Origin of the sequence: Listeria floridensis FSL S10-1187 (genome assembly GCF_000525875.1) — a bacterium.
Lineage (GTDB): Bacteria > Bacillota > Bacilli > Lactobacillales > Listeriaceae > Listeria > Listeria floridensis.
In genome coordinates this window covers 1-23,620 of record NZ_AODF01000029.1, presented here as the reverse complement: position 1 = coordinate 23,620, position 23,620 = coordinate 1, and the positions used below count along the sequence as shown (strand labels likewise).

The following is a 23,620-nucleotide window of genomic DNA, read 5'->3' as shown; positions in this document are numbered from 1 at the left end:
CCATTTTGGAAATTCTTTGTTCCTTTTCCCCAAAAAATACAAAGGCAATCCTAATCAACCAAAATTTTAATCTTTGCTTGCTTTTCGCCATTTTACAAGCTTTCACTGTATTTAGTCAGTGAAGTATGCTATTTTAAAAACAGGTTTAAAACTAAGTTTTCACAGGAAGGAGAAATTTAATATGTTATCTATCTCAGAAATAAGACGCGAAGCACGCGAAATACTAAGCGGCAAATGGGGCATTGCGATTGGGGTTTTCTTGCTTAGTTATTTAATCATTACAGCTGGAAGTTCGATTCTCGGTTTCATTCCAGTTATCGGTTGGTTAGCGAGCTTCCTATTTGTTGGACCGCTTACCGTTGGAGTAAGTTGGTTTTACTTAGCACTAAACAGACGCGAGGATCCGGATGTTGGCTACATGTTCAGCGGTTTCAATGATTTTGGTCGGACACTTTTAGCTTATATCCTCGTTACACTGTTTACTTTTTTATGGGCACTATTATTTATAATTCCCGGCATCATTAAAATGTATTCTTATTCCCAAACATTTTACATTTTGCGCAACAACCCGAATATCTCAGCATTAGATGCAATCACTGAAAGCCGTCATATGATGAATGGTCATAAAGGACGCCTATTTGGACTTTCATTAACCTTTTTACTCTGGTATCTCATCCCAATTGCCATCTTTATGATTGGCGGTGCTGTTATGGGCATGGGGGCTATCACAAATGAGCTTTCAAATTATAGCGGAACTCTAGATGTTTCTGTCCTCACTCTTGGGGCTTTCCTTGGAGGCAGCGTTGTTCTACTTGCTGGGATTGCTGCTGCGATCATCATTTCCATCTTCATTTACCCTTACATGAATGTGGCCTATGCGGTATTCCATGATGACCTTTACAGTCGAAACACTTCATTTGAAGATGGCTCGTTTGTAGACACAAATTCAGATGTTGCTGCCGATCCTTACGGCACTGAAACAGAATACAGCATTCCGGAAGAACCATTTGAGGAAACAAAACACCCAGAAGGCTTTGGCCTCAGGAGCCTAAAGAAAGTGAATCTCCCAATGATCCCAAGTAAGATTTTTGCAGGCGAAAGCAGTTTTGATATTCGTCTCGCAAAACCCGAAGATACAGAGGAACTCTCAGATCTGATGATCAATACGGCAAAGTGGCTGAAAGAACAAGGTTCCCTGCAATGGAATGCCTTACTCAGCGGAAACGATGTCCACGGACTGGCTGCAAAGATTCATGACTGCGAAGTTTACCATGTTTCAAAAGATGGCGAAATAGCTGGCACGATGATCTTACAGCAAGCACCTAGCGATTGGGATACCAACCTTTGGCAGGAAAGTGCGGCTGAACCTGCTTACTACTTGCATCGTTTGGTCGTTGCCCGCAAATTCAGTGGGCAAAACCTTAGCCACGCCATGCTCCAGTTTGCTGAGCAGGTAACATCAGACGCTGAAGTCCCGCTTCTTCGATTAGATATAATGAAACGCGTTCAAGTTTTAAATGATTTATATCAATCGGCTGGGTTCAGCTTAAAAGGAGTTCGCAACGGCTTTTCACTTTACGAAAAAAAAGACGCAACAACAATAAAAAAACAGGAATCAGTTTCATCCCGTAAAAGGGGGCTCGCTGATTCCTGTTTTTTGATTTATCAATTGTGTTTCACTATTTTGCTTAGTTTAACGAAATGCATTCGCTCCGTAGTTGAGCAACAGCGCTTTGATTTCATCGCTTGCTTCTGAATAACGGCGATCTTTAAGCAATTCTACAACATGAGTCAATTGCTTAATGTTACGTTCGCGCATTTCTTCTGAGTATTGGTTGATTGGATCTGCAGAAAAATAGTTGATATTAAAGAATACTTTTTTGGTCATTTCCTTGTAGTAAGGATTTCCAGAATAGTTGATTAGACGTAAGAAAAATTGATGTTCGTTGAAAATGTATTCATCAAGGTCACGAAGGTAGGACGCACGGTCCATAGATTGTATACACTTTTCAAATTCCTCAATGTTAATTTCTTCTTCCGACTGTTCTAGTTTTTCAAGTGCGGCTTTTACAAATAATTCGATAACTTCAAGTAACTGCACATAGCGTGTAGAATCAACCAATGTGTCTTTGACAACAACACCGCTGTAAGTTCTGTAATCTAAGACACCTTCTGCAACAAGTGCAGTAATTGCTTTTCGAATCGGTGAACGACTTACCCCAAGTTCTTTTGAAAGTCTTTCTTCAGTTAGATGCTCATTAGGTTTCAATTCACCATTTTTGATTTTTTCAATGACACTGTAATAAACAACCTTATCGAGGGTTTTATAATCTCGTTTACTTTTCAATTTTTAACGCTCCTTCAATTGGTGAACTTTCTCATATTATATCATATACAATCCATGAAACAAAGCTGATTTTTCGTTATGTGTCATCTTCCCTATATAAAAAAAAGCGATAAAATGAATAAAAAATAAAGGAAAGGCAATAAATACACATTTTGAGTGCAGGTTATCACCTTTCCTGAAATAAAAAAATTACATTAAAAACCTTTTCTTGCCAACTTTTCAACAATAACTCTTGAAATGTGCTTTTCTTTTACTATTTTACATTTCTTTTTATTTTGTATACATAAAAATGGTTCTTTTGAACTATCAGTGAATTAATTTGCTTTTTTTCGCTTTTGCGGAAAGTTTAGGAACAATTTTGTCTAGCGGTTTCTTAAGCAAAGTACCGATCAAAATGAATACTACCGCAAATCCAAGCAACACGCCGAGGTCGAGATATACGCTTGGTAAATACAACCCGCCGACACTTTCACGAATCAAGTTCACGGCGTATGTGAATGGTAAGAATGGATAAATCGCTTGGAAAAACGGCGGGGAAACTTGAATTGGGAAGTTCCCTCCAGCACCGGAAATTTGTAAAACAAGCATAATAATTGCAATACCTTTTCCGACATTATTGAAAAGCGATACGAGCGTATAAACTATTGTCATGAAGACAAGACTGATAAACAAACTGAACAGCACATGCCAAACCGGCTCCTTAATGTAAACATCTAGAAGGAAAATATTGCCGAGTGTTACCGTAAGTGCCTGCATCAGACCAATTGATAAGAACGTTAAGAGCCTACCAAAATAGCGGTGAATATGAGTAAATAGCCCGCCTGGAACGTCCACATCCACACGAAGCAACGAAATGACTAAAAGGGCTCCGACCCAAAGACAAAGAGCCGTATAAAAAGGAGATGATGCCGAACCGTAATTTGGAATTTTATAGTACTCGGTTTGCTTTAATTGAATCGGATTGGCAATAAATGCGCTATCCTTATCTGCATCGTTGCGCAAAAAGGCAATAATATCCTTCAAATTATATTGCTTATCAAAATCTGTAATTTTATTAGTAGCTTGATTAATCGCTTTTTCAAAAGCAGGCAGTTCGTTACGCGATAAATCAGCCGCAGTTGTGACTGCCTTCTCAAACTCTGGCATTTTTTCCGCAATTAATTTTGAAGCATTCCGAAGTTCCGTTTCAAGACCTGGGAGATCATTCCTGATGAAATTGCCGGCTTGATGAAGTTTTGCTTTAATCGCAGGGAAATCATTTTTGTAAAAAGCAGCAGCTTGATTAATCCCAGTAATTACTTCGGCAAGCTTCGTGTCGATCGCCTCAGCCGCTTCGTTTAGGCCTTGTTCGATTTCTGGAAGACGCGCCATAAATGCTTTTAAGTAAGATGTGGCGGTTTGTAAAGTTTGTTTGGAGTTACTCAAGATGTCACCGATTTCCGGCAGCTTAGATTGAGCTGTTTTGAGTAAATTGCCTGATTTCGTCGAGTCAGCTTTAATTTCTGCAAGGCCTGATTGAATGGCTGGCACAATTTTGCTGTCATAACGGTTTAATACACCGCTTAATCTCGAACTAATTTTCGCGGAATCAGCATTCAGCCGTTCGAGCAGCTCTTGTTGCGGTTCTTTCCCTGCCGCAAAGTCTTTTTTCAATTGTGCAGCAGTTTCCTTTTGCTCCACAATAAGCGAACTAAAACCTTTCAGTTCCGTGATTAGATCCGAAAGCGGATGATTTGGTAGCGTATCATTCAAGTCAGAAAGCAAGTTGATTTGTTTATTAAGCAACCCATCAAGCTCTGTCAACCCGTTTTCAATATCAGTTAACACCTGAACAGCTTCATCTGGTGAAAGATTCCCATTCAGCAAATCGTTCGTAAGTGCCTGAACATTATCTGCAATTTGTTTGGCGAGTGTCAGATTCGTTTTGATCGCAGGAGCAACTGTATCAAAGGAAGCATCCACTTGGTCGGCAAACTGACTGACTTGATCTGCATATTTGCTACCGTCAGCGGCTATTTTTTTCACCTCAGGTAAAGCATCTTCAGCCGCATTTAAAATGCCGAGTGCCTGACTTGATTCCTTTAAGGCATCATTTAAAGTTTTCTTGACGGTTCCAAAGTTTTGCTGGACTTCTTTCACACCAGTAGCTACTTTTTTGATTTCAGGAATTTTCGTTTGTAAAATAAGAATTTCATTTCCAAGTTCATCTAGTTTAGGAATCGCTGCTTCTACTTTAAGAAGCTCCGAGGCAGCTTGATTGATTTCGGGAATTCGGTCGCTGAATGCTTCAACTTGGCTCGCTTTTTTCCTAAACGCAGGCATTTTCTTTTCAAGTTCTTGTGCAGCTTCGCCCATTTTATTAATCTCAGGAATGGCTTCTTGTACCGCAAAAATCTTTGTTTTCACTTTACGTAGTGTTGGCAGTTCATTTTCAAGATTAATACCTGCTTTGTTGAACTCTGTAAGTACAGCTTTACTAACTGTCCCAACAAACTCGCCGCTAATTTGGTTTACGATTGTCGAAGCGCCACTATCTGTCATTTTCGGTGCAATCGCGTTGATTTTTTCATTGACGGAATAATCAATTTGCGGCTTCTTCGCATCATTTGTTACGACAGAAACCATATCTTTTGAGAAATCTTTTGGCAAATGAATCGCTGCATAATATTTTCCGCTTTTTACGCCTTTTTGGGCTTCCTCATTTGAAACAAAGGTCCACCCAAGTTTTTTATTTTCAGCAAGCTTCTTTTTTAGCTCCGAGCCGATGTTAACGTGCTCGTTTTTCCCCGGAACGGTCACGTTAGCTCCCTGATCGTCAATCGAAACTGCGACTTTAATTCCCTTTGTATTTGAATAGGGGTCCCAGAGCGCTTCTATGTTAAACCATGCATAAAGCGAAGGCAAAATAACCAAGGCAACGACAAGCAAAAGTGCAAGCGGCGCCTTAAAAACGCGACGCCAGTCCAAAATAAAAATTTCGCTTATTTTCTTTATGGAAATCCCCTCCCTATCTAAAGGTTTGTACGATAAATTTATTGATAATGTCTTTCACTTTCGTTTTTGCTGCTTCATAGTTGGATTCGGTTAAGGCTGTTAAAATTTCCCCAAGTTCATGGTTTGTTTCATTTGCCAGAAGAAGTGGCAGCACCTTGATCTCTTTTTGTGCTTTTAAATCAAAGTCGCTTTCTATAACTTGAATCCATCTATTCGCATAGCTATTTTGCATCAAACGAACAAATTCAAATAAGTAATCAAACAACGCTTTCACATATTTTTCGTCTTGCCGTTTATTGCTGTATTCTACAAGTTGTGTCAACTTTTCACGAAATGGAGCATCATAAAAAGGCAAGCGTTTATTTTCCATTTTAGTAATTGTTTGAATGGTAAGCATCTCAACCATTTCAAGCAGTGAAATAAAGTGATTAAGTGACATGCTACTTTCGATAACGGTTGCTCCGCGATTGACTTTAATTTCGACAAGCTGTTCGGCTTCTAATCTTGCAATTGCCCTTCTTACAGGCGTTCGAGAGATATTCAGTTCGTTCGCAATGGAAGATTCAGCGATATGATCCCCCACGCGCAGTTTTCCGCTTAAGAATTTTTTCCTTAATCGTAATATACGCCAGTTTTTCGTATGTTTCTTTCTCCACTTTGCTTCCCCTCTCAACCTAAAAATATTTTTTCCTCCAAAAAATAAGCGTAACGACAAGCGTGATCAAAAGTGTAAAAAGCATGATCAATGAAAAAGCATGTGCGTACTCTGCAAAAGGGAGCTTCACGTTCATCCCATAGATACTGCCAATAATCGTTGGAAGCGACAATATAATGGTAAAGGAGGTTAAAAACTTCATCACCATGTTTAAATTATTGGAAATCACAGATGAAAAAATATCCGACATTCCGCTAATAATTTGTGTGTATGTATCCGTCATAGCAATCGCTTGTCTGTTTTCAATGGTCACGTCTCGCAACAAATCATGATTGCGCTTATCCTGCATAAAATGTTCAACATCTTCCATTTTATCGAGAATCGTTTTATTGGATTGAAGTGCCGTTGCAAAAAAGACCAGACTTTTTTGTACAGCCATAAATGCGTACAATTCCTCATTTTTCATAGATTGTTTAATTTTTACTTCTAGCTTGTTCATGGATTGAATGATTTCATTGAGATAACGTAAATAAAAATAGGAAACAGCATATAGAATCTGTAGTAAAAAACGTGTGTGGTCTTCAGTGTCATAACCGTCTATTTTTTCTGTTGTAATACTTTCGAGAACAGGAACTTTTTTTGAGTGAGACAGTGATAATGACCTCTGGCGTCAGAATGATTCCAATCGGCATCGTTTCATACATTGGATAGCCCATTTCATCTTTTGAAGCATACGGGCAATCAACAATGATAAGAGAATGCTTAAAATTCTCCTCAACGCGTTCCATCTCAATACGCGAACGCTCTTCTGTATCTAGCGCATCAAGGAAGTAATCACGCGGAATTCCGTATTCACTTCCGAGCTGATGAATTTCTTTTTCGGAAGGAGCTGTTACTTTTACCCAGCACTTTTTTTCAAAATGACTGATTTGCTTGATCTTGGAGTGTTCATTTGTCTTGAAGAATTCAATCATTTATTTTCCCTCGCTTCATAAAATATAGTTCTATCTTAGCAAGTTTTCCAAGATTTGTCGCAATCTTTCTTTTAAATTGCATCAAAAAATTATATCAAAATCTATACAATAAAAGATACAAAAAGCACTCTAGTATCGTCTAAAGTGCTTTTTGTAAGTAAAAATTATGAACTTATTTATTCAAATTACTATGCCGTTTTCCATAGAAGAAATAAACCACTAGCCCAATGGCAAACCAAATTCCACAAACCAGCCATGTAAGTGGCTGGAGCCGAGTAATCAAGAACAAGCAAAGCAAACTTGAAACGATCGGAAGCACTGGGTAAAAAGGAGTTTTAAAGCCCGACTTAGAAACGTCCTTATTTTTCCTAAGAAATATAATCCCAAGCGACACCATCATGAAGGCAAAAAGCGTTCCCATGTTGACTAACTCTGCTAAACGACTAAGCGGTACTACTCCCGCAAAAATAGCGATGATCACAGAATAAATCCAAGTGTTTTTAACCGGCGTACGGTATTTCGGACTAATCTCTGCCATTGCCTTTGGAAGCAATCCGTCACGGCCAAGTGCAAATACAAGTCGCGTCCCGCCGTAAAGCATAACAAGAATTACCGTCAGCATCCCAATTACTGCACCAAGTGAAATGATACCTGCAACCCAGTCTTGATTGATCAGCTGAAGCGCAAAGGCAACTGGATCGGAAACATTCAAGTCTTTATAAGATACTATCCCTGTAAGCACAACCGATACTGCAACGTATAGAAGTGTACACACGAGCAAAGAACCAATGATTCCAATCGGCATATTACGCTTTGGATTCTTTACTTCTTCTGCTGCGCTCGAAACCGCATCAAAGCCTAAGTAAGCAAAGAAGACGAGTGCAGCGCCGTTTAGAACTCCGGATACGCCAAATGGCATGAACGGTTGCCAGTTACCTGGTTTTACGTAAAATACACCGACTGCAAGGAAAAGCAGGATAACTCCAATTTTCAAAATAACGATAAATGTATTGACGCGTGTCGATTCTTTGATTCCTCGGGTTAAGAGAAACGCGACGAGAAAGACGATCAAAATGGCCGGCAAATTGAAGTAGGTGCCATTCGCCGGATCAAAGGAACCCGAAATGGCTGTTGGAATATGGAGGTGGAAGCCTTTTAGGAAGGCATTTAAGTAAGAGGACCAACCACTTGCAACGGAAGCCACTGCAAGACCATATTCTAGTAATAGTGCCCAGCCGAGAAGCCAAGCAATAAACTCTCCAAAAATAACATAGCCGTATGTGTAAGCACTTCCCGCAACTGGAACTGCCGAGGCAAACTCTGAGTAGCACATCGCTGCCAGTGCACAAACAATTGCTGCAATGACGAATGAAAAGACAATTGCCGGACCGGAATGAATCGCTGCAACGGTTCCCGGCAAGATAAAGATACCTGTTCCAACAATAGCTCCCACTCCGAGCAGAATTAAATCAAATCCATTTAATGTTTTTTTAAGTTGTACACTGCCGCTTTTGTTATTAGGAAGTAAATCATTCAACGGCTTTTTTCTAAAAATTGACATGTGTAGTCACACCCTTTTGTAAGAAATAATACTTTTACCTATCATACAGTTTTATGCGTTAAAGTTCAATAGTGTTAAAGGATTAAATTGTATAAAAATTGTTTTTTGTTTCGGCTGCGCAAAATGGGATTATTTGTACTTCATAATCGTTTGATGTAAAATAGCTATAATTGGGGTTGTCTACTCTTAATCCTGATCGTTATTTTATAATAGAAAGAGGCCACTATATTGCTAATCATTTATCTTCTTTTAATCATTGGTCAATTCGCACTTGCTTATTTTCAAATATTTCAAGACCCGAGCTTTCTAAGCTTTATAGCAGACTTGGCTTTCATTTTCCTGCTTGTTCTCCTGATACATACTTTTGTTAAGGAGCGGGCACAGATTTATTTCTACGCAGGACTTACGTTCATTGTCGGCTTGCTGATGCTGGTCTTTGTTTTATACAGCCGCTTTTACCATGAAATTGCAACGTATCACAGCTTCTCTTTGATTGGTGAAGTCGGAGTTGTAAAAGACAGTGCCTCGAGTTTGCTGAAATGGTACGATTGGTTGTTCTTTGCCAATTTGCTTCTCCTGCCTGTCGTTATTTATTTGAAACGAAAAAAACAAATTGTCTTTAAAACGTTTCGTATCAAACGCAGTACTTTCGGAATTTTAATGACAGTTTCTGTTGTTTTAATCGGTTTGTTTACGTATGATATGATGGAAAAAAATATTATCAGTGACACGAAACGAGCAGAAAAAATGGGGGTTTTCACCTTCAACTTATCAACTGCTTTTACTGGCACCGCACATGTTCGTGCTGCTGATATTAACGCTCAAAATGTTCAAAATTTAAAGGGGGTAACCCCGAAAAAAGACCCCAAATATTATGGGGTTGCCAAAGGAAAAAATTTAATTATCATCCAGCTTGAATCGCTACAACGTAATTTAACTGGCGTGAAAATTAATGGTCAATCCGTTACGCCAACGCTTGATAAGCTTCAAAACGAAACGCTTTATTCAGATTCGTTTTTCCAAACGGTTTCAAAATCGAATACAGCGGATGCCGAATGGTCGGTTTATACGTCTACCTTCCCGAGCGGCTACTATACGAATACGCAAACTTATGGGGACCGCATTATTCCTAGTCTTCCAAGGCTGTTAGGTAATGAAGGCTATCAAAGTGCTACATTCCATACAAATGATGCGAGCTTCTACAATCGTGAAAATTTCTATCCTGCAGTTGGTTTTGATAAATTTTATGACAGCAACTTCTTCGGAGATGAAGATAAAATTGGATTCTCAGCGAGCGATGAAGTGCTTTACACGAAGAGTCTTCCTATTCTTGAAGAGCACTACAACCATGATGAACCGTTTTATGCTCAGCTGATCTCAGTAAGCTCACACATGCCGTTTAAAATTCCAGAAGAGAAACAAAGCCTTGTTCTTCCGAATGATTTAAAAGATACACAGCTTGGCGATTACTTTCAAGCGGTTCATTACGCGGATGCTGAGCTTGGCAAGTTTATCGACAAGCTTAAGGCAAAGGGTATTTGGGATGACTCTGTTGTTGTTATGTACGGTGATCATCATATTATTGATACTTCGACATTGCCAGATAATCAGCAAAAGTATATCAATCGTTCATCTGAACTTAAGGCACAGCCGGCGGATGATTACCGGATTCCATTTTATCTCCACGTGCCGGGAATTGAAAAAACCGGGAAAATTGATAACATCGGTGGAGAAATTGATATTATGCCGACAGTACTCAATGTCCTTGGCGTCAAAACAACGGATCAAATTATGTTTGGTGAAGATATCTTAAATAATAAAACGAACTTTGTTCCTGAACGATACACCATGCCGGAAGGAAGCTATTTCTCAAACAGCTATATGTATGCTCCGGATGAAAGTTTTGAAACGGGTAAAGCAATCAGCTACAGTGGAACGAATGTGCCGCTCACTGATTCAATCAGGCAGCGGTTTGATGCGAGCCGGAAACTGCTACAATACTCGGATAGTTATATTGAAAACTTCCCCAAACAAAAAGAATACGGAAAAACAAAAAGAAGATAAATAAACGTAACCCCCTACCCTTTTACGGTAGGGGGTTTTTGACTTATTCAAAACACAAGGCTTGATCTTTTGCTAAGTAGAATGGTCTGAGATATGCTACTGTATTTGAAAGCGGAAGTACTGCTTGGTTCAATGTAATGTGAAGTACTTCTTCAAGATACTTTCTTCGCGCGCTGATGCGCTCCCATAATTCGGGATAGGATATCTTTATTGTTTGCTGCAGGTTTTCATCAGCAACTGCTACGCATTCTTCGGCGCTTACGCCTGTGTATCCGGATACGGACGGAATGATGTCAAGTTGAAAAATCATGCCACTTGTTATTTTTTCTGAGGAATGCTCGTAAACGGGTGATGACATCCATTCTTCATCGGCGACAAGGTGACCTGGGTTTAAATGCCAACCGTACTGTTCTTTCGGAAAAACCTGTTCAATTTCTTGGTACAGCTCGGCTCCGGTTAAACCGATACAAATTTTTTCAAGCCACACTGCCGCTGCTTTAAAATAAGGTTTAGCCACACGGTCTAAGTAGTCCTTTTGCTCGCTTGGAAGCTCGTCTTCGCTTGCAACTACAAACCCTGTTCGACTCGACAATCCGCCTTTAAAACCGGTTGTCATCGAAAGTGGATCGCCAACTCGTACTTTTTTATAGGTTGGATAGAGATTGGCATGTTCAAAACGTTGAGCAGTTGCCGCAATAGTGACGACGGATTGGTACTGGCCTTCAGCACTTAGGAGCTCTCCGAGTTCGGCTTCTTTAATTCCAGGTACAACTGCATCTAGAGCACGAAGCATACATCTGGATGCGAGATTAGCGCCGTATTCGTAATGAGCAATTTCATTCGCATTGTTCGTTGTGCGTACACCTCGACTGCTTTGGATAAATAAAGCAGCTGCATTTTCAAGGAGTGTGCTCTCAGGTAATGTTGTCTTTACAGCCTCAACAATAAATGCCGGTAAATCAAAAAGCTGCTTCGTGCTTTGATTCGAAATGGTGAACATCTTCCAACCAATGAGACCTACTTTACGTTTCTTAGCTAAACCGATCTCGCTAAAAATATCTTCAAGCATTTGACCTTGTTCCATCGGCTGATTGGGAAGCGAAAAAAGCGGGCAGTGCTTCAAGGTTAATGGAATACGTGAAAAAGCAGCCATTTTTAAGTTCTCATTGCCGAGTATACCCGTACAGCTTCCATCAGCTTCAAACACCAGTAATGCTTCTTCAAACCGCGGAATGAAGCCAGTTAAGTATTCAAAATTTGATCCGTGTTCTTTATCCGCATAAATGATAAGTGTATCAAACCCTTCCTCTTTCATTCTCTGCTGCAGTTTTTCTTTACGTTCGGCCATAGTCTGATCTGTCAAATACGTCGGAGCAACTTCTGGAAATACAGGCGGAGCCGGAACAGTTTTTAAGTAAATCTGTTTATTTTCCATTCTTCATATTCCTTTCTATTTCATTGCGATTATCCACTGAACGTTTCTTTCGCGAAGTACTTCGCAAAATTCTTCGCTTAACTCGCGATCTGTTACTAAATAATCAATTTCTTCTAGGTCACACACTTTAAAGAAACCGCTTGTTCCGATTTTAGTATGGTCGGCAAGCGCGATAACCGTCTTGGCATGGTTTGCCATTTGTCTTTTCACAAAACCCTCTTCTTCTGTATGAATGAATAAACCGCCGCTTGATATCGCAAATACGCCTAAGATCGCGTAGTCTGCCTGATAGTCGGCAATTTTTTGGACGGTTTCACTACCATACAAGAATAGTTGTTCTTTATGTAATGTTCCCGGTAAAACCGAAATCTCAGCTTTTGGATTCTTGGCTAAGACCTGGGCATGGGTAAGCGAATTAGTGATCGCATAAAGATTGGTTTCGCCCAGTTCACGAATGAATGCTTCTACAGTCGTCGATGAATCGAACAAAATACTCGTATTATCTTTGATCAGCGTTGCAGCTTTTTGCGCAATTTTTTTCTTTTGCTAATTGAAACTGACTGGATCGCTCTTCAAAATCATAAATTTGTGCGTCTCGCGTATTCAATACAGCTCCACCATGTGTTCGTCGAATAATATTTTGCTGTTCGAGCTTGATCAAATCACGACGAACCGTATCCTTCGATACCTTTAGTTCAGCAACCAATCTCTCAATACTAACTGTTTGCTGTTCTTCTAGAATTTTTTTTAATTTTTTTGGATTCTCTCTTCAATCAGCATTTGTATCACTCCTCTTTTTAAGATATCATTATTTGCATTTTTTTGCAATTTAATTCATATAAAAATCACTTAAATTGCACCAAAATGCAAAAACCCTAAAATCTGGTTTTTCACCTGATTTTAGGGTTTCTTCGATTATTTATTCTTTTTCCAGTTTTTACGCTTAAATGTGAACTGATTCATCCACGGTTTCCCTTTTTTAAGAGCAATATAGCCGATAATCGCGATTACAAGCGCTCCGAGAATATCAACAATCAAATCGCCCATTGTATCTGCCAGTGCTGCTCGTCCAACATAGGGTGTTCCGCCTGAACTTTCAAAGCGCTGCATGTTTAAGTTTAGCAAACCATCAAAAGTATATTCGTAAACTTCCCAAAATACACCAAGCGTTACTGCGAAGCAGAAGGAAAAGACCGCAATAAAACCCGGCTTCATTTTAAAAACGACTTTATCGTTAAAATTTAGCAAACTGACGAATGAGAAACCAATCGCGCCTAACATTCCACCACTAAAAATGTGTAAAATTTTATCCCAATAAGGTACTGTTGAATAAAATTTTTGGATAGTGCCGAGATAAATGGAGCCATAAAGAAAGACGATAAATAATAAATAGACAAGTCCGGGGATTTCAAATCTAAAACTACGAGCTAAAATCGACGGCAATGCTAAAATAAAAATTCCTAAAATAATTTCAACGAGTAAAAAAATATAATCGCTTTGAAGAGTTACTTTGGGACCTTGTACAGGTTGTTTAACGGGAGCTGTGAAAATTTCAAATACCGTAAAAACAAGAGAAACGGCCATTGAAGCAAAAATAAAGAGCGCCACCCACTGTGTCCAATTTAATTTTTTCATGTAGTTTATCATCTTTGTACCTCCCAATTACAACTTTTTTCGTATTCTCGCTTCTTTACCCGTAAAAGGTAAGAAAAAACCGACATGAGTCGTTCATGTCGGCCCCGAACTTAATGTTTTGAAGGATAATTTTCTAAGAAATAAATTAATGTCTGAAGCTCCGTTGTCAAATCAATATGGTGCACACGAACTTGTTTTGGCACACTGATTCGAGCAGGTGTAAAGTTCAGGATACCTTTTACATCTGCTGCAACGAGCTTATCTACTGTTTCTTGTGCTTCGTCAGCTGGAACAGTCAAGATTACAACTTCAACATGATTTTCTTTGATAATTTCTTCCATATCATTTAAATGATAAATCGGGATATCTTGTTGCACTGTTCCGACTTTATCCGGATCAACGTCAAAAGCAGCACAAACACGAATATTATTGTTTTTCATGAAATTGTAGTGTAATAGTGCGGTACCCAAATTCCCAACACCAACAATAGCCACATTTGTCTCCTTATCTTGGCTTAGTGTCTTTCCAAAAAAGTCCAAAATATACGAAACATTATATCCATACCCTTTTTTGCCTAATGCCCCAAAATAGGAAAAATCGCGACGAATTGTAGCAGAATCTACTTTGACAGCTTCGCTTAGTTCCGCAGAAGATACGCGCTCCTTGCCTGATTCGTGTAAGTATTTTAAATAGCGGTGATAGAGCGGTAAACGCTTCGCCGTCGCCTGTGGAATCTTTGTCGTTTCATCCATCATTCTTCACTGATCCTTTCTTCCTTAAAAATTGATTGCTTCTTCAAGCCCAGTAGCCAGTTAATACGATAAACTGCTCTGCCTTTCACAATGCTTGCTTTTATACTATAAACATTTCACATAGAATGCACAAACTTTATGCTCAAAAAATAGCAAGAAATTACGCGCTGAATGGAATCCGCCTTTTCTTCATTCTTATTCTACCTTAAAATCACAAATTTAGCTAATTATTTCACATATTTTTCCTGTGTGATTGCAACCCACTCCTCTTTAAGCTAAACTAAGAGAGATGGGAGAGAAGAAAGATGATTTTATTACAAGTCCAACAAATTTCCAAGTACTTTGGGGCAGAAGTAATTTTAGAAAATATTAAACTTGAGATAAAAACGAATGACCGGATTGCGCTTGTCGGGCGAAATGGAGCTGGCAAATCGACGCTGCTTAAAATCATTGCAGGGCAAACAAGCTATGATGGCGGCACGATATCTAAGCCGAAACATGTTCGAATGGGATATCTCGCACAAAATACCGGGCTCGAATCTTCCAAAACGATTTGGAATGAAATGCTCTCGGTTTTTGATGATTTGCTTGAGCTTGAACGCGAAATTCGAGCGATGGAGCTAAGACTTGCGGATACAAGTCTTTATGACGATCCCGAAACATCGCGCGCGGCGCTAGAAACCTATGACAATTTGCAGCATCTCTTTAAAGAGCGCGGCGGGTATACGTATGAGGCTGAAATTCGTTCGGTTTTAAATGGACTCAAATTTTTTCAGGAAGATTATGATAAGCTTGTCGCATCGCTTAGCGGCGGTCAAAAAACCCGACTTGCCCTTGCAAAACTGCTACTTTCCAAACAAGATATTTTAATTCTTGATGAGCCGACCAACCATCTCGATATCGAAACACTGGCTTGGCTTGAAAGCTACTTGCAGAACTATGCCGGCGCGCTCTTGATTGTATCGCATGACCGCTATTTTCTCGATAAAGTGGTTAACCAAGTCTATGAAGTCAGCCGCACGAAAATTCAACATTACGTTGGGAACTACAGCAGATACCTTGTTTTAAAACAAGAGAAGCTCGAACATGAGTGGAAGGAATTCGAGAAGCAGCAAACCGAAATCGCAAAGCTTGAGGATTTCGTTGCCAGAAATTTGGTGCGTGCTTCGACGACAAAGCGAGCACAAAGCAGACGAAAGAAACTCGAAAAAATGGATCGACTTGATCGTCCAGAAGGCGCTGAAAAATCTGCTAATTTCGGCTTTCAGTTTGAACGCACATCGGGAAATGATGTTTTATTTGTAGAAAATCTTTCTATCGGGTACGAAACTAAACCAGTAGCCCAAAATCTTTCTTTTGAAATGAAACGAACGGACAGTATCGCCCTTGTCGGCCCAAACGGAATCGGTAAATCAACGCTACTAAAAACGCTCGTAAACGACCTCGTCCCCCTATCCGGGGAATTCCGCTTCGGTACTGGTGTCAAACTCGGCTACTATGATCAAGAACAAGCACGGCTTTCTTCTAACAAAACGGTGTTGCAAGAACTATGGGATGAATATCCTGATCGCGATGAAAAAACCATTCGCACAATGCTCGGCAACTTCCTTTTTTCAGAAGATGAGGTCTTAAAAATTGTATCCACGCTTAGCGGCGGTGAGAAGGCGCGGCTTGCACTTTCCAAGCTTACTTTGCTCGGTGCCAATGTCCTAATCCTAGATGAACCGACCAACCACCTTGATATTGAAAGTAAGGAAGTTCTTGAAGCGGCTTTGATTGATTTTGCCGGAACAATTCTATTTGTTTCACATGACCGATATTTCATCAACCGTATAGCTTCAAAAGTTGTTGAACTTGCACCAAGCGGAGCCAAAACCTATCTTGGCGATTACGATTATTATCTTGAGAAGCTAGCTTATGAAAAAGAAATCGCCCATCTCGAATTTGAAGAGAAACTAAAAGCCGGACAAGTCGCTGAAAAAGAGCAGGCGCAGGGCAAAGAATCTTATCAAAAAAGCAAAGAAAATCAAAAATTATTGCGACAAAAGCAGCGTAAACTAACTGAAATTGAAATGGCCATGGAAGATGCAGATGCAAAAATTGCTTCACTTGAACATGAACTGACTCTTCCTGCTGTTTTTAATGATCATGAAAAAACGCTTCAAATTACGGAAGAGCTCGACAGCATTAAACAAGTCGCTGAAGTTCTGATGACAGATTGGGAAATTCTAAGCGAAGAAGTTGAGAGGCTTACGGCTGAATAGTCGCCTGTCTTACAAACTCAAAAACCCGCTTCTATTCAGATAGAAGCGGGTTTTTCTATTAAACTTCATCAAATTCCAAGCTCGGCTCGGCATTTAAAGACAAGTTTCCGAAATGTTTTTGTTCAAATGCAACAGCCCCTGCCGCTGCAATCATTGCCGCATTATCCCCACAAAGCGAAAGCGGTGGAATAATCAGCTCAACGCCTGGAAGTTCTAATGCTGCTTCTTCAATCAGCCGCTCACGTAAGCCGCGATTGGCCGCAACTCCTCCTGCAAGCAACAATTGTTTTACACCGTATTCTTTTGCTGCTCGAATCGTTTTTGTTGTGAGAACGTCTACTACACTTGCTTGAAAACTCGCCGCCATATCTTTCGGACTTGGTTCGAGATTTTTTTGGCGCATGTTATGAAGTTGATTGATAAACGCCGATTTTAATCCGCTAAAACTAAAATCATAGCTGTTATCCTCCATCATTGCACGAGGAAAATGAAAGGTATCTTCCCCTTCATAGGCGAGTTTATCAATTTGAACTCCACCCGGATATGGAAGCCCAAGTGTTCGCGCTACTTTGTCATAGGCTTCACCAGCCGCATCATCACGCGTCTCACCGATAATCTCAAACGAGTTATGTTCTTTCATATAAACGAGTTCCGTATGTCCGCCGCTTACGACAAGTGCCAAAAGTGGGAACTGAAATTCGGTCTCAAAGCGATTCGCATAAATATGTCCTGCGATGTGATGTACCGGGATTAGCGGTTTGTGATTGGCGAAGGCGAGGGTTTTTGCGGCGCTGACACCGATCAGGAGGGCACCGACAAGCCCGGGTCCTTCTGTTACGGCAATGGCATCAATTTCGTCAAGCGACACTTCGGCTTCTGAAAGTGCTTGTTCGATGACTTTCGTGATTTGTTCCACATGATGACGCGAAGCAATTTCTGGCACGACGCCGCCAAACCGTTTATGGCTTTCAATTTGTGAAGCGACAACATTCGATAGAATTTCATTTCCTCCGCGTACGACTGCTGCTGCTGTTTCGTCGCAGCTCGATTCGATACCTAAGATTAACTTTTTATTTTTTTGTCATGATAAATCCACCCACATTACAAGCGCATCTTCCTGATTATCTGGATAGTAGTTTTTGCGAAGAGCGCCATCTTGAAATTTTAATTTCCGATAGAGATTTTGTGCAATTGTATTGGTAACACGAACTTCTAGGGTTAAATGCACCGCCCCATGTTCAAATGCAATTCGAATAAGCTCCCGCATCAAAGCCTCACCGTGATGGTGACCTTGATGTTCCGGGTGAATCGCTACATTCGTGATGTGCCCCTCATCTAGTACAAGCCAAATTCCAGCATAGCCGATCACTTTGCCGTCTTTAAGTGCTAAAATATAATGGGCATATTGGTTGGTCGCAAGCTCGGCAAGGAAAGCTTCTTCGCTCCAAGGAGTACTGAATACCGCTCGTTCTAAGCGAAGCAGCGCAGGAACATCTTTCAACTCAGCTTCTCGAAAAGTCAGCATCACTGTTTTTCCTTCGCTTCAAGCCACTTGCTTTCAGCTTCAGCGAGTTTCAAGTAGCGCGGAACAAAATCCATCGGCTCGCTTCCAGGTCTTTGCTCTGCAAGCAAAGTGAGGCAAGCTGCGCGCGGATAGGTATTAAAGGCTGGTGCAAAAACAGCTTGATCGCCAAGTGCCGCTTTGATAGTGCTGCGCATTTCTTCGGATAGCATCCCAACAAATATAGTTTTTTCGGCTAAGCTAGCTAAATTTGCAAGTAAGCTTTCGAGCGCGATATGCTGATCGGGAAGTTCGTTTTTCAAAAAACCGTTTTCTGCACGATAAAGACCCGCATAGACGTTTTCCCGCCGCGCATCCATAAGTGGCGCAATTTGCCCCTCGAACTGAACCGCATTTTGTGCGAGTACTTCGAGCGAAGACACGCCGACGAGCGGAATGCCGAGATCCCATGCCAGTGTTTTTGCCGTCGTCACGCCAATCCGAAGGCCGGTAAATGAACCTGGGCCGGCTGAAACCGCAATTTTTGTAAGTGCTTCAACTGAAACGCCGCATTCTTTCAGCAATATATCAATCGCCGGAAGAAGACGAACGCTGTGATTCTTTTTTAAATTTGTCGTAAATTCGCCGATGACCGAGCCGTCTTTTGATAGTGCAATGCTCATCGTATCGGTTGCCGTATCTATTCCAAGTATCATGATTCTAAAACCTCCGCAAGAAGTGTTACGTAACGCTCTCCGACTGGTTCTAAAGTAAGCAGCCGGCCTTCATCGCTTTCTCTTGTAATCGTAATTTTCAAGTAGTCGGGAGGAAGTTCATCCGCGATATAATGCGCCCATTCGACGACACTAACGCCATCGCCCTGAAAGTATTCAAAGAGTCCAAGTTCATCTGTTGATGCATCTTCGAGTCTGTAAACGTCCATATGGTAAAGCGGAAGCCGACCGGTTTTATATTCGCGTATGATCGTAAAGGTTGGACTTTTAACGATTTTTTTAATATCAAGTCCTTCGGCTAACCCTTTCGTAAACGTCGTTTTGCCTGCGCCAAGGTCACCTTCGAGTAGCAAGAGATCGCCTACTTCAAGTTTCCTGCCGAGCTTCTTTGCGAAATCCATCGTCTCGCTTTCGTTATTGGAATGAAAAAACTGCTTCATTTTTTCCCACCTGTTCCATTCTTTTCTGTACATATCATAACACAAAGCTGTTGTTTTTTACATCATAGGAAAAGCAGCCGCAAAAACGCGGCTGCTTTCTAATTTTTAGAGATTGTCTGTATCTTCTTCAAGTTGTGCTTGAATATCTTTGTAATCATCGCCATACATCATTTTTAGTGATACTTCTTGAATAATGGTTTGAAGCTCATCACTTTTCACAACTTCAGACGCTTTCGGGAATGAAGGGATTTTAACGAAGTCTTTATTTTCAAGTTTTAGCGTTGCGCCAAGCTTGAATGCAGCGTCTTTATCCTTTGTATTATCGATATTGATTTTCATCGTCATCGATTCCATTTCATCCTTCTTGTTTACTTTCATGCTGATTGGCATATTGATTTTAACAGTTTTGTTCTTTTCAAAAGAAGCGGTAGCGTCTTTCAAACTCGTTTTAAGATCGCTGTATTCTTCATCAAAGTCAGTCACTTCTGTTTGTGAAGTTACAATCGTTTTCACATCTTTTTTCACGCTGTCTTTATTCAATAGTTTTTGAGCTTTTTCAAGTAGTTTCACGAAATCTTTATTCGTAAGATCCACTTTTACAACGCCATCTTTATCTTCTGTATAGCGTTTTTCATCAAGATCGTTCAAGTAATCTGTCACCATCTTGTTCACTTCTTTTTGCAGGTTTTTCGTTGCTTTTACTACTTTATCAGAAGTTTTCGTTGTTTCTTCTTCCCCAGAAAGTTTCATAATTTCTTTTGTGCTGAGGTATTTGTTTTTCAAATCCGGATAATCTGTCCCGATTTCTGAAAATACACCATTCGTAAATTGATCAAATAGCGCTGCAGTATTTTCATCTGGATTCAACACTTTTTTAAGTGGAATGAAAACTTCGCCTGTTTTGTCGTTACTTAAGAAATCAAGCTCAGTATTCATCTTGAAACTCCCTTTTGAAGCCAGTTTAAGATTTACAGCTGTTTTCTCTGCTTTTGAATCAATTGACGTTGTAGCAGAAATTTGCATTTGTTTCAAGAGCTCAATTACTGCTGCTTCCTCTGCCGCTAAATCATCAGATTCAAAACTGTCTACCTTAAATGATGTTTTTTGTGTAACCTGCTCTGGCTGTTCAGTTTGCTTACTATACGTATCTACAAACTTCTCTTGCGGTGTTTTACTGCCGCACGCTGTGAGCACAAGCATAAAAACGAGTAAAACTGATAAAAATAACCCTTTTTTCATGAATTTCCCTCCATTATGTATAAATGTGTTCAAATTTAATGTAACACATCTCCACATGGCGAAACAAGCTATTTTCGAGTTGTTCATAAATTAGTCACATCTTGTGAAAGATTAGTAAAATGTATTGTAAAATAGCTATTTTTATGTTTCACAATTATAAACTTGTTCCAAGCAGAATCCCTAAAAATGCGGCTAAAAGTCCAAAGCCATAACTAAAAAGAAGATAGCTGCCTAATTTACGAAATTCTTTACGGCGATAAAGCTCAATATTTTCTACTTTGAAAGTAGAGAACGTAGTATAGCCGCCCATGAAACCTGTTCCAAGCAAAAGAACGAATAAAGAAGACAAGCCGCTTGACACAATGAACCCGAGTAAAAAAGAGCCGGACAAGTTGATCAAAAAAGTCGGCCAAGGAAAATCGCTTTTCCATTTTTTCTTCAAAAACACCGTTAATGAATAACGAGTCATTCCGCCGAATGCTGCCCCAAAGCCAACAATTAGAAAGTTAAGCACGTGTCTCGCCCCATTTCTTTGCAACATAATAGCCAAACGCGGCAGCAGCCAAGCCGCCGATAAAACTGACAGACATGTAGGTAAAAGCTGCGCCATAATGACCTACCTGAAGCAAGTGAATATTTTCAACGCTAAAACTTGAGAAAGTGGTGAATGAACCAACAAATCCTGTTCCCACTGCTGTGATGACTTCTTGACTGAACCGCGTATGTTCTGCAAAAGCTTGCGTGATTACAGCGAGCAAAAAGCAGCCAAGAATGTTGACACAAAGCGTTGCGAAAGGAAAGGCATCATTTGGAATAAGCAGTCCCGTGCCGTAACGCGCCATCCCTCCGAGTGCACTAAAAATAGCAATATAAAGTAGATACATCTTTCAAAACCTCCAATAAAAAAACTCCTATTTAAATAAACATCGGTTTTTTCCATACCCATGTACATTTAAATAGGAGTCATCAGCGAATACTCGCGTTTTTGGCGAACTCCATCGCCGTTACAGATACTATACGTTAAAAAAAGCAGCGATGCAAGAAAAAGATTGGAAAACTGGCGATTAACCGTTGACAAAATGGGCTTTTTAATACTATAATTATTTTTGTTGTGATAATGCGGTCGTGGCGGAATCGGCAGACGCGCTAGGTTGAGGGCCTGAAAGTCGACACAAACCGCTATACACCAACGTTTCACGCTTGCAACTATACAAATCAATGAATAACCTTACGCACACCTTTATTAAATTTGAGAGGTGTTTTTTTATGCGAAGAAAAGACTTAACACAACAGGAAATGGCGATTATTGGAACAAACACGCCCTACACAGATGCGGACGCGGTGGAGCTATTCATCAAGTCGCGCTACATTAAGAATGTGAGGCACTCGACGCTAGAGTTTTACAAAGGCGGCTTACGAACATTTAGGCTGGCGCTCGACCAGCTCGAAATTGAAAAGCCACTGACTGAGGTCGTGGCGACCGACGTGCACCGCGTCATCGAGCTGTGGCTACAAACGCTGAAACCTAACACGATTAACAGCAAGCTGACGTGCATTCGGGCATTTTACAACTACTTATACAAACAAGGTATCGCGGCAACAAACGTGTCGGAAAACGTCCATAAACTCCGTGTGCGCCGTGAAATCTATGACACGCTTGAACGCAATGAAATCAAGCTTATTGTGCGTGAGTATAAAAAACAGCCGTCCTTTCGCGCATTTCGAAACCTGACAATCTTTCACCTACTGCTTGACACAGGTATCCGTATTAACGAGTGCTTGCACGTCAAGGTAGATGATGTTCAGGGCGACTATATCGTGATTACTGAAACGAAAAACCTCAGCCAGCGCATCGTCTACTTGTCGGACAGCATGGTTGCGCGGCTTCGGACGTATATTAAAGTAAGGGGGCAGCTCGCTACACCTTACCTTTTTGTCAACGTGGATAATGAGCAGTTGCGAGGGCGTACTTTTCAAGAGGACTTGAGGAAGACGGCAAAGCTTTGCGGGGTTAAAAAGGACGTAAGTCCGCACATGTGCCGTCGCACATACGCCAAGCAAGCTGTGTTGGCGGGCATCGACCCGTTTAGCCTCGCCTCTTTACTTGGGCACGGCTCAGTCGAGGTTACTAAGCAATACGTACAATTATGGGGCAGCGACCTTAAGAACCAAGCAAAATTGAAAGCTGACTATGGTGACATATTTAATTAAAGAAAGTTGCATTTTTTGCAGCTTTTTTTCTTGACAATTATATACGTTATAACGTATACTTTTAATATAGAAAAAAGCCCCCAATTGTAGGCTTTATTATGGTGGTGGCAAAATGAAGAAGTCTACTTCGACGGCGCAAAGGTTAGCCGCCGATCGCTGGGATAATAAAAATCCGGGCAACCGAAATCACCGAGTTGCAAAAAGCACCGCAAAACGCTTCATCACAAAAATGGCCAGCTCCGAAGAACTGGCACAGGTGAAAATATGGGTCAAAGAGCGTGAAGCCGCTGACGATGCATCAAAATAATAATTGCAAGGGCTTGCTCGGTGTCTTTTTTGCATAAATGCTGCACACAAGGCTCATGCGCATTTTTAGCAACTAGGTCGAGCGCCCAAAGGTATTCTGCTCTAGAAAATGCTTGCTTGAATTTCAAACTTGGGTTAAAATTGAGTTGGTTATGGACTACGCTTTGTGCGTAATCGCTCTTGAGACTCATGTTGCCGCATGGGTCTTTTTCTTTTAGTCCAGTCTTGTAACTAAATGTTTTCATATGCGGTTACCTCACTTTGCTGTTCTAGTTTCGGCAAAATGCCATGTTCTTTCAGTTTATGGTATAGGAATAAGCGTCCTTCTTGCGTCCAATATGTATGACTATTGGTACCGCCATATTCCCGTGTAAAAGTCTTACTGTGCGTGTAGCCTTTGTCCTGGTAGTCACTGTATAAGAACCACGTGCCGGACAAATTGTATTGTACACCTAAATCGTGAAGCTTAGCATTTAACTGGCGGGCTGACATGCCGTAATCTTTCGCA

At 40.5% G+C, this 23,620-nt stretch carries 22 protein-coding genes, 1 pseudogene and 1 riboswitch; of the genes and pseudogenes, 5 read left to right on the top strand and 18 right to left on the bottom strand.

Going from position 1 to position 23,620, the window contains the following annotated elements; genetic code table 11:
• Window positions 1-181: 181 nt before the first annotated feature.
• Complete coding sequence (locus tag MFLO_RS15140) at window positions 182-1,756, top strand: DUF975 family protein (protein WP_077913226.1); 1,575 nt, start codon at window positions 182-184, stop codon at window positions 1,754-1,756.
• On the opposite strand, the gene MFLO_RS10995 is transcribed toward MFLO_RS15140, so the two are convergent.
• The 5 genes and pseudogenes from MFLO_RS10995 to MFLO_RS10975 form a co-directional block, all read right to left on the bottom strand.
• Entirely contained in the window at window positions 1,694-2,347 is a 654-nt protein-coding gene (locus tag MFLO_RS10995; protein WP_036098033.1) for a GntR family transcriptional regulator, read from the bottom strand. The two genes, MFLO_RS15140 and MFLO_RS10995, sit on opposite strands and share 63 nt — an antisense overlap.
• Window positions 2,348-2,653: 306 nt before the next feature.
• Window positions 2,654-5,341, bottom strand: a complete 2,688-nt coding sequence (locus MFLO_RS10990; protein WP_036098032.1) for a YhgE/Pip domain-containing protein — start codon at window positions 5,339-5,341, stop codon at window positions 2,654-2,656.
• Between the two features lie 13 nt (window positions 5,342-5,354).
• A complete protein-coding gene (locus MFLO_RS10985) occupies window positions 5,355-5,924 on the bottom strand; it encodes a GntR family transcriptional regulator (RefSeq protein WP_241433633.1) in 570 nt (189 codons plus the stop codon).
• Between the two features lie 91 nt (window positions 5,925-6,015).
• Window positions 6,016-6,970, bottom strand: a pseudogene (locus MFLO_RS17040) (magnesium transporter CorA family protein).
• Between the two features lie 172 nt (window positions 6,971-7,142).
• The gene (locus tag MFLO_RS10975) at window positions 7,143-8,531 is read right to left on the bottom strand and encodes a branched-chain amino acid transporter BcaP (protein WP_036098031.1); all 1,389 of its coding nucleotides are present in this window, start codon (window positions 8,529-8,531) and stop codon (window positions 7,143-7,145) included.
• A gap of 228 nt (window positions 8,532-8,759) precedes the next feature.
• Here MFLO_RS10975 and MFLO_RS10970 point away from each other — a divergent pair, with 228 nt between their 5' ends.
• On the top strand, window positions 8,760-10,595 hold the full coding sequence (locus MFLO_RS10970) for an LTA synthase family protein (protein WP_036098030.1): 1,836 nt from the start codon (window positions 8,760-8,762) through the stop codon (window positions 10,593-10,595).
• A 43-nt stretch (window positions 10,596-10,638) separates the two neighbouring features.
• Here MFLO_RS10970 and MFLO_RS10965 read toward each other — a convergent pair whose 3' ends face one another.
• From MFLO_RS10965 to MFLO_RS10950, 5 genes are all read right to left on the bottom strand, one after another.
• A complete protein-coding gene (locus MFLO_RS10965; RefSeq protein WP_036098029.1) occupies window positions 10,639-12,030 on the bottom strand; it encodes a M24 family metallopeptidase in 1,392 nt (463 codons plus the stop codon).
• 15 nt (window positions 12,031-12,045) lie between these two features.
• Entirely contained in the window at window positions 12,046-12,519 is a 474-nt protein-coding gene (locus MFLO_RS16505; protein ID WP_241433632.1) for a DeoR/GlpR family DNA-binding transcription regulator, read from the bottom strand.
• A gap of 10 nt (window positions 12,520-12,529) precedes the next feature.
• A complete protein-coding gene (locus tag MFLO_RS16500) occupies window positions 12,530-12,736 on the bottom strand; it encodes a DeoR family transcriptional regulator (protein ID WP_241433631.1) in 207 nt (68 codons plus the stop codon).
• 209 nt (window positions 12,737-12,945) lie between these two features.
• Window positions 12,946-13,665 (bottom strand): DUF2238 domain-containing protein, encoded by a 720-nt coding sequence (locus tag MFLO_RS10955; protein WP_036098044.1) that lies wholly within the window; start codon window positions 13,663-13,665, stop codon window positions 12,946-12,948.
• A gap of 110 nt (window positions 13,666-13,775) precedes the next feature.
• Window positions 13,776-14,420: a redox-sensing transcriptional repressor Rex gene (locus tag MFLO_RS10950; RefSeq protein WP_036098028.1), complete on the bottom strand. Its 645-nt coding sequence runs from the start codon at window positions 14,418-14,420 to the stop codon at window positions 13,776-13,778.
• A gap of 302 nt (window positions 14,421-14,722) precedes the next feature.
• On the opposite strand from MFLO_RS10950, the gene MFLO_RS10945 reads away from it, so the two are divergent.
• Window positions 14,723-16,681 carry an ABC-F family ATP-binding cassette domain-containing protein gene (locus MFLO_RS10945; RefSeq protein WP_036098027.1) on the top strand — a complete coding sequence of 653 codons (1,959 nt, stop codon included), beginning with the start codon at window positions 14,723-14,725 and terminating at the stop codon, window positions 16,679-16,681.
• A 58-nt stretch (window positions 16,682-16,739) separates the two neighbouring features.
• Here MFLO_RS10945 and tsaD read toward each other — a convergent pair whose 3' ends face one another.
• The 7 genes from tsaD to MFLO_RS10910 form a co-directional block, all read right to left on the bottom strand.
• A complete protein-coding gene (gene tsaD, locus MFLO_RS10940) occupies window positions 16,740-17,744 on the bottom strand; it encodes a tRNA (adenosine(37)-N6)-threonylcarbamoyltransferase complex transferase subunit TsaD (protein ID WP_036098026.1) in 1,005 nt (334 codons plus the stop codon).
• Window positions 17,745-17,762: 18 nt separating this feature from the next.
• Window positions 17,763-18,206 (bottom strand): ribosomal protein S18-alanine N-acetyltransferase, encoded by a 444-nt coding sequence (rimI, locus tag MFLO_RS10935; protein WP_036098025.1) that lies wholly within the window; start codon window positions 18,204-18,206, stop codon window positions 17,763-17,765.
• Window positions 18,206-18,898, bottom strand: coding sequence for a tRNA (adenosine(37)-N6)-threonylcarbamoyltransferase complex dimerization subunit type 1 TsaB (tsaB, locus tag MFLO_RS10930; protein ID WP_036098024.1), 693 nt, complete (start codon window positions 18,896-18,898; stop codon window positions 18,206-18,208). Before tsaB ends, rimI begins: the two co-directional genes overlap by 1 nt.
• The gene (gene tsaE / locus MFLO_RS10925; protein ID WP_036098022.1) at window positions 18,895-19,356 is read right to left on the bottom strand and encodes a tRNA (adenosine(37)-N6)-threonylcarbamoyltransferase complex ATPase subunit type 1 TsaE; all 462 of its coding nucleotides are present in this window, start codon (window positions 19,354-19,356) and stop codon (window positions 18,895-18,897) included. Before tsaE ends, tsaB begins: the two co-directional genes overlap by 4 nt.
• A gap of 105 nt (window positions 19,357-19,461) precedes the next feature.
• Complete coding sequence (locus MFLO_RS10920; RefSeq protein WP_036098021.1) at window positions 19,462-20,595, bottom strand: LptM family lipoprotein; 1,134 nt, start codon at window positions 20,593-20,595, stop codon at window positions 19,462-19,464.
• A gap of 154 nt (window positions 20,596-20,749) precedes the next feature.
• Window positions 20,750-21,109 (bottom strand): fluoride efflux transporter CrcB, encoded by a 360-nt coding sequence (gene crcB / locus MFLO_RS10915; protein WP_036098020.1) that lies wholly within the window; start codon window positions 21,107-21,109, stop codon window positions 20,750-20,752.
• Window positions 21,102-21,479 carry a fluoride efflux transporter FluC gene (locus MFLO_RS10910; protein WP_036098019.1) on the bottom strand — a complete coding sequence of 126 codons (378 nt, stop codon included), beginning with the start codon at window positions 21,477-21,479 and terminating at the stop codon, window positions 21,102-21,104. The genes crcB and MFLO_RS10910 overlap by 8 nt, the downstream gene beginning before the upstream one ends.
• 66 nt (window positions 21,480-21,545) lie before the next feature.
• Window positions 21,546-21,607: riboswitch (Fluoride riboswitch) on the bottom strand.
• Window positions 21,608-21,861: 254 nt separating this feature from the next.
• On the opposite strand from MFLO_RS10910, the gene MFLO_RS10905 reads away from it, so the two are divergent.
• Both MFLO_RS10905 and MFLO_RS10900 read left to right on the top strand, forming a co-directional pair.
• Window positions 21,862-22,806 (top strand): tyrosine-type recombinase/integrase, encoded by a 945-nt coding sequence (locus MFLO_RS10905; protein ID WP_036098018.1) that lies wholly within the window; start codon window positions 21,862-21,864, stop codon window positions 22,804-22,806.
• A gap of 112 nt (window positions 22,807-22,918) precedes the next feature.
• Entirely contained in the window at window positions 22,919-23,113 is a 195-nt protein-coding gene (locus MFLO_RS10900; RefSeq protein WP_036098017.1) for a hypothetical protein, read from the top strand.
• A gap of 230 nt (window positions 23,114-23,343) precedes the next feature.
• On the opposite strand, the gene MFLO_RS10890 is transcribed toward MFLO_RS10900, so the two are convergent.
• Window positions 23,344-23,620, bottom strand: a 277-nt coding sequence (locus tag MFLO_RS10890) for a phage antirepressor KilAC domain-containing protein (protein WP_036098015.1), incomplete at its 5' end; no start/stop codon positions are given.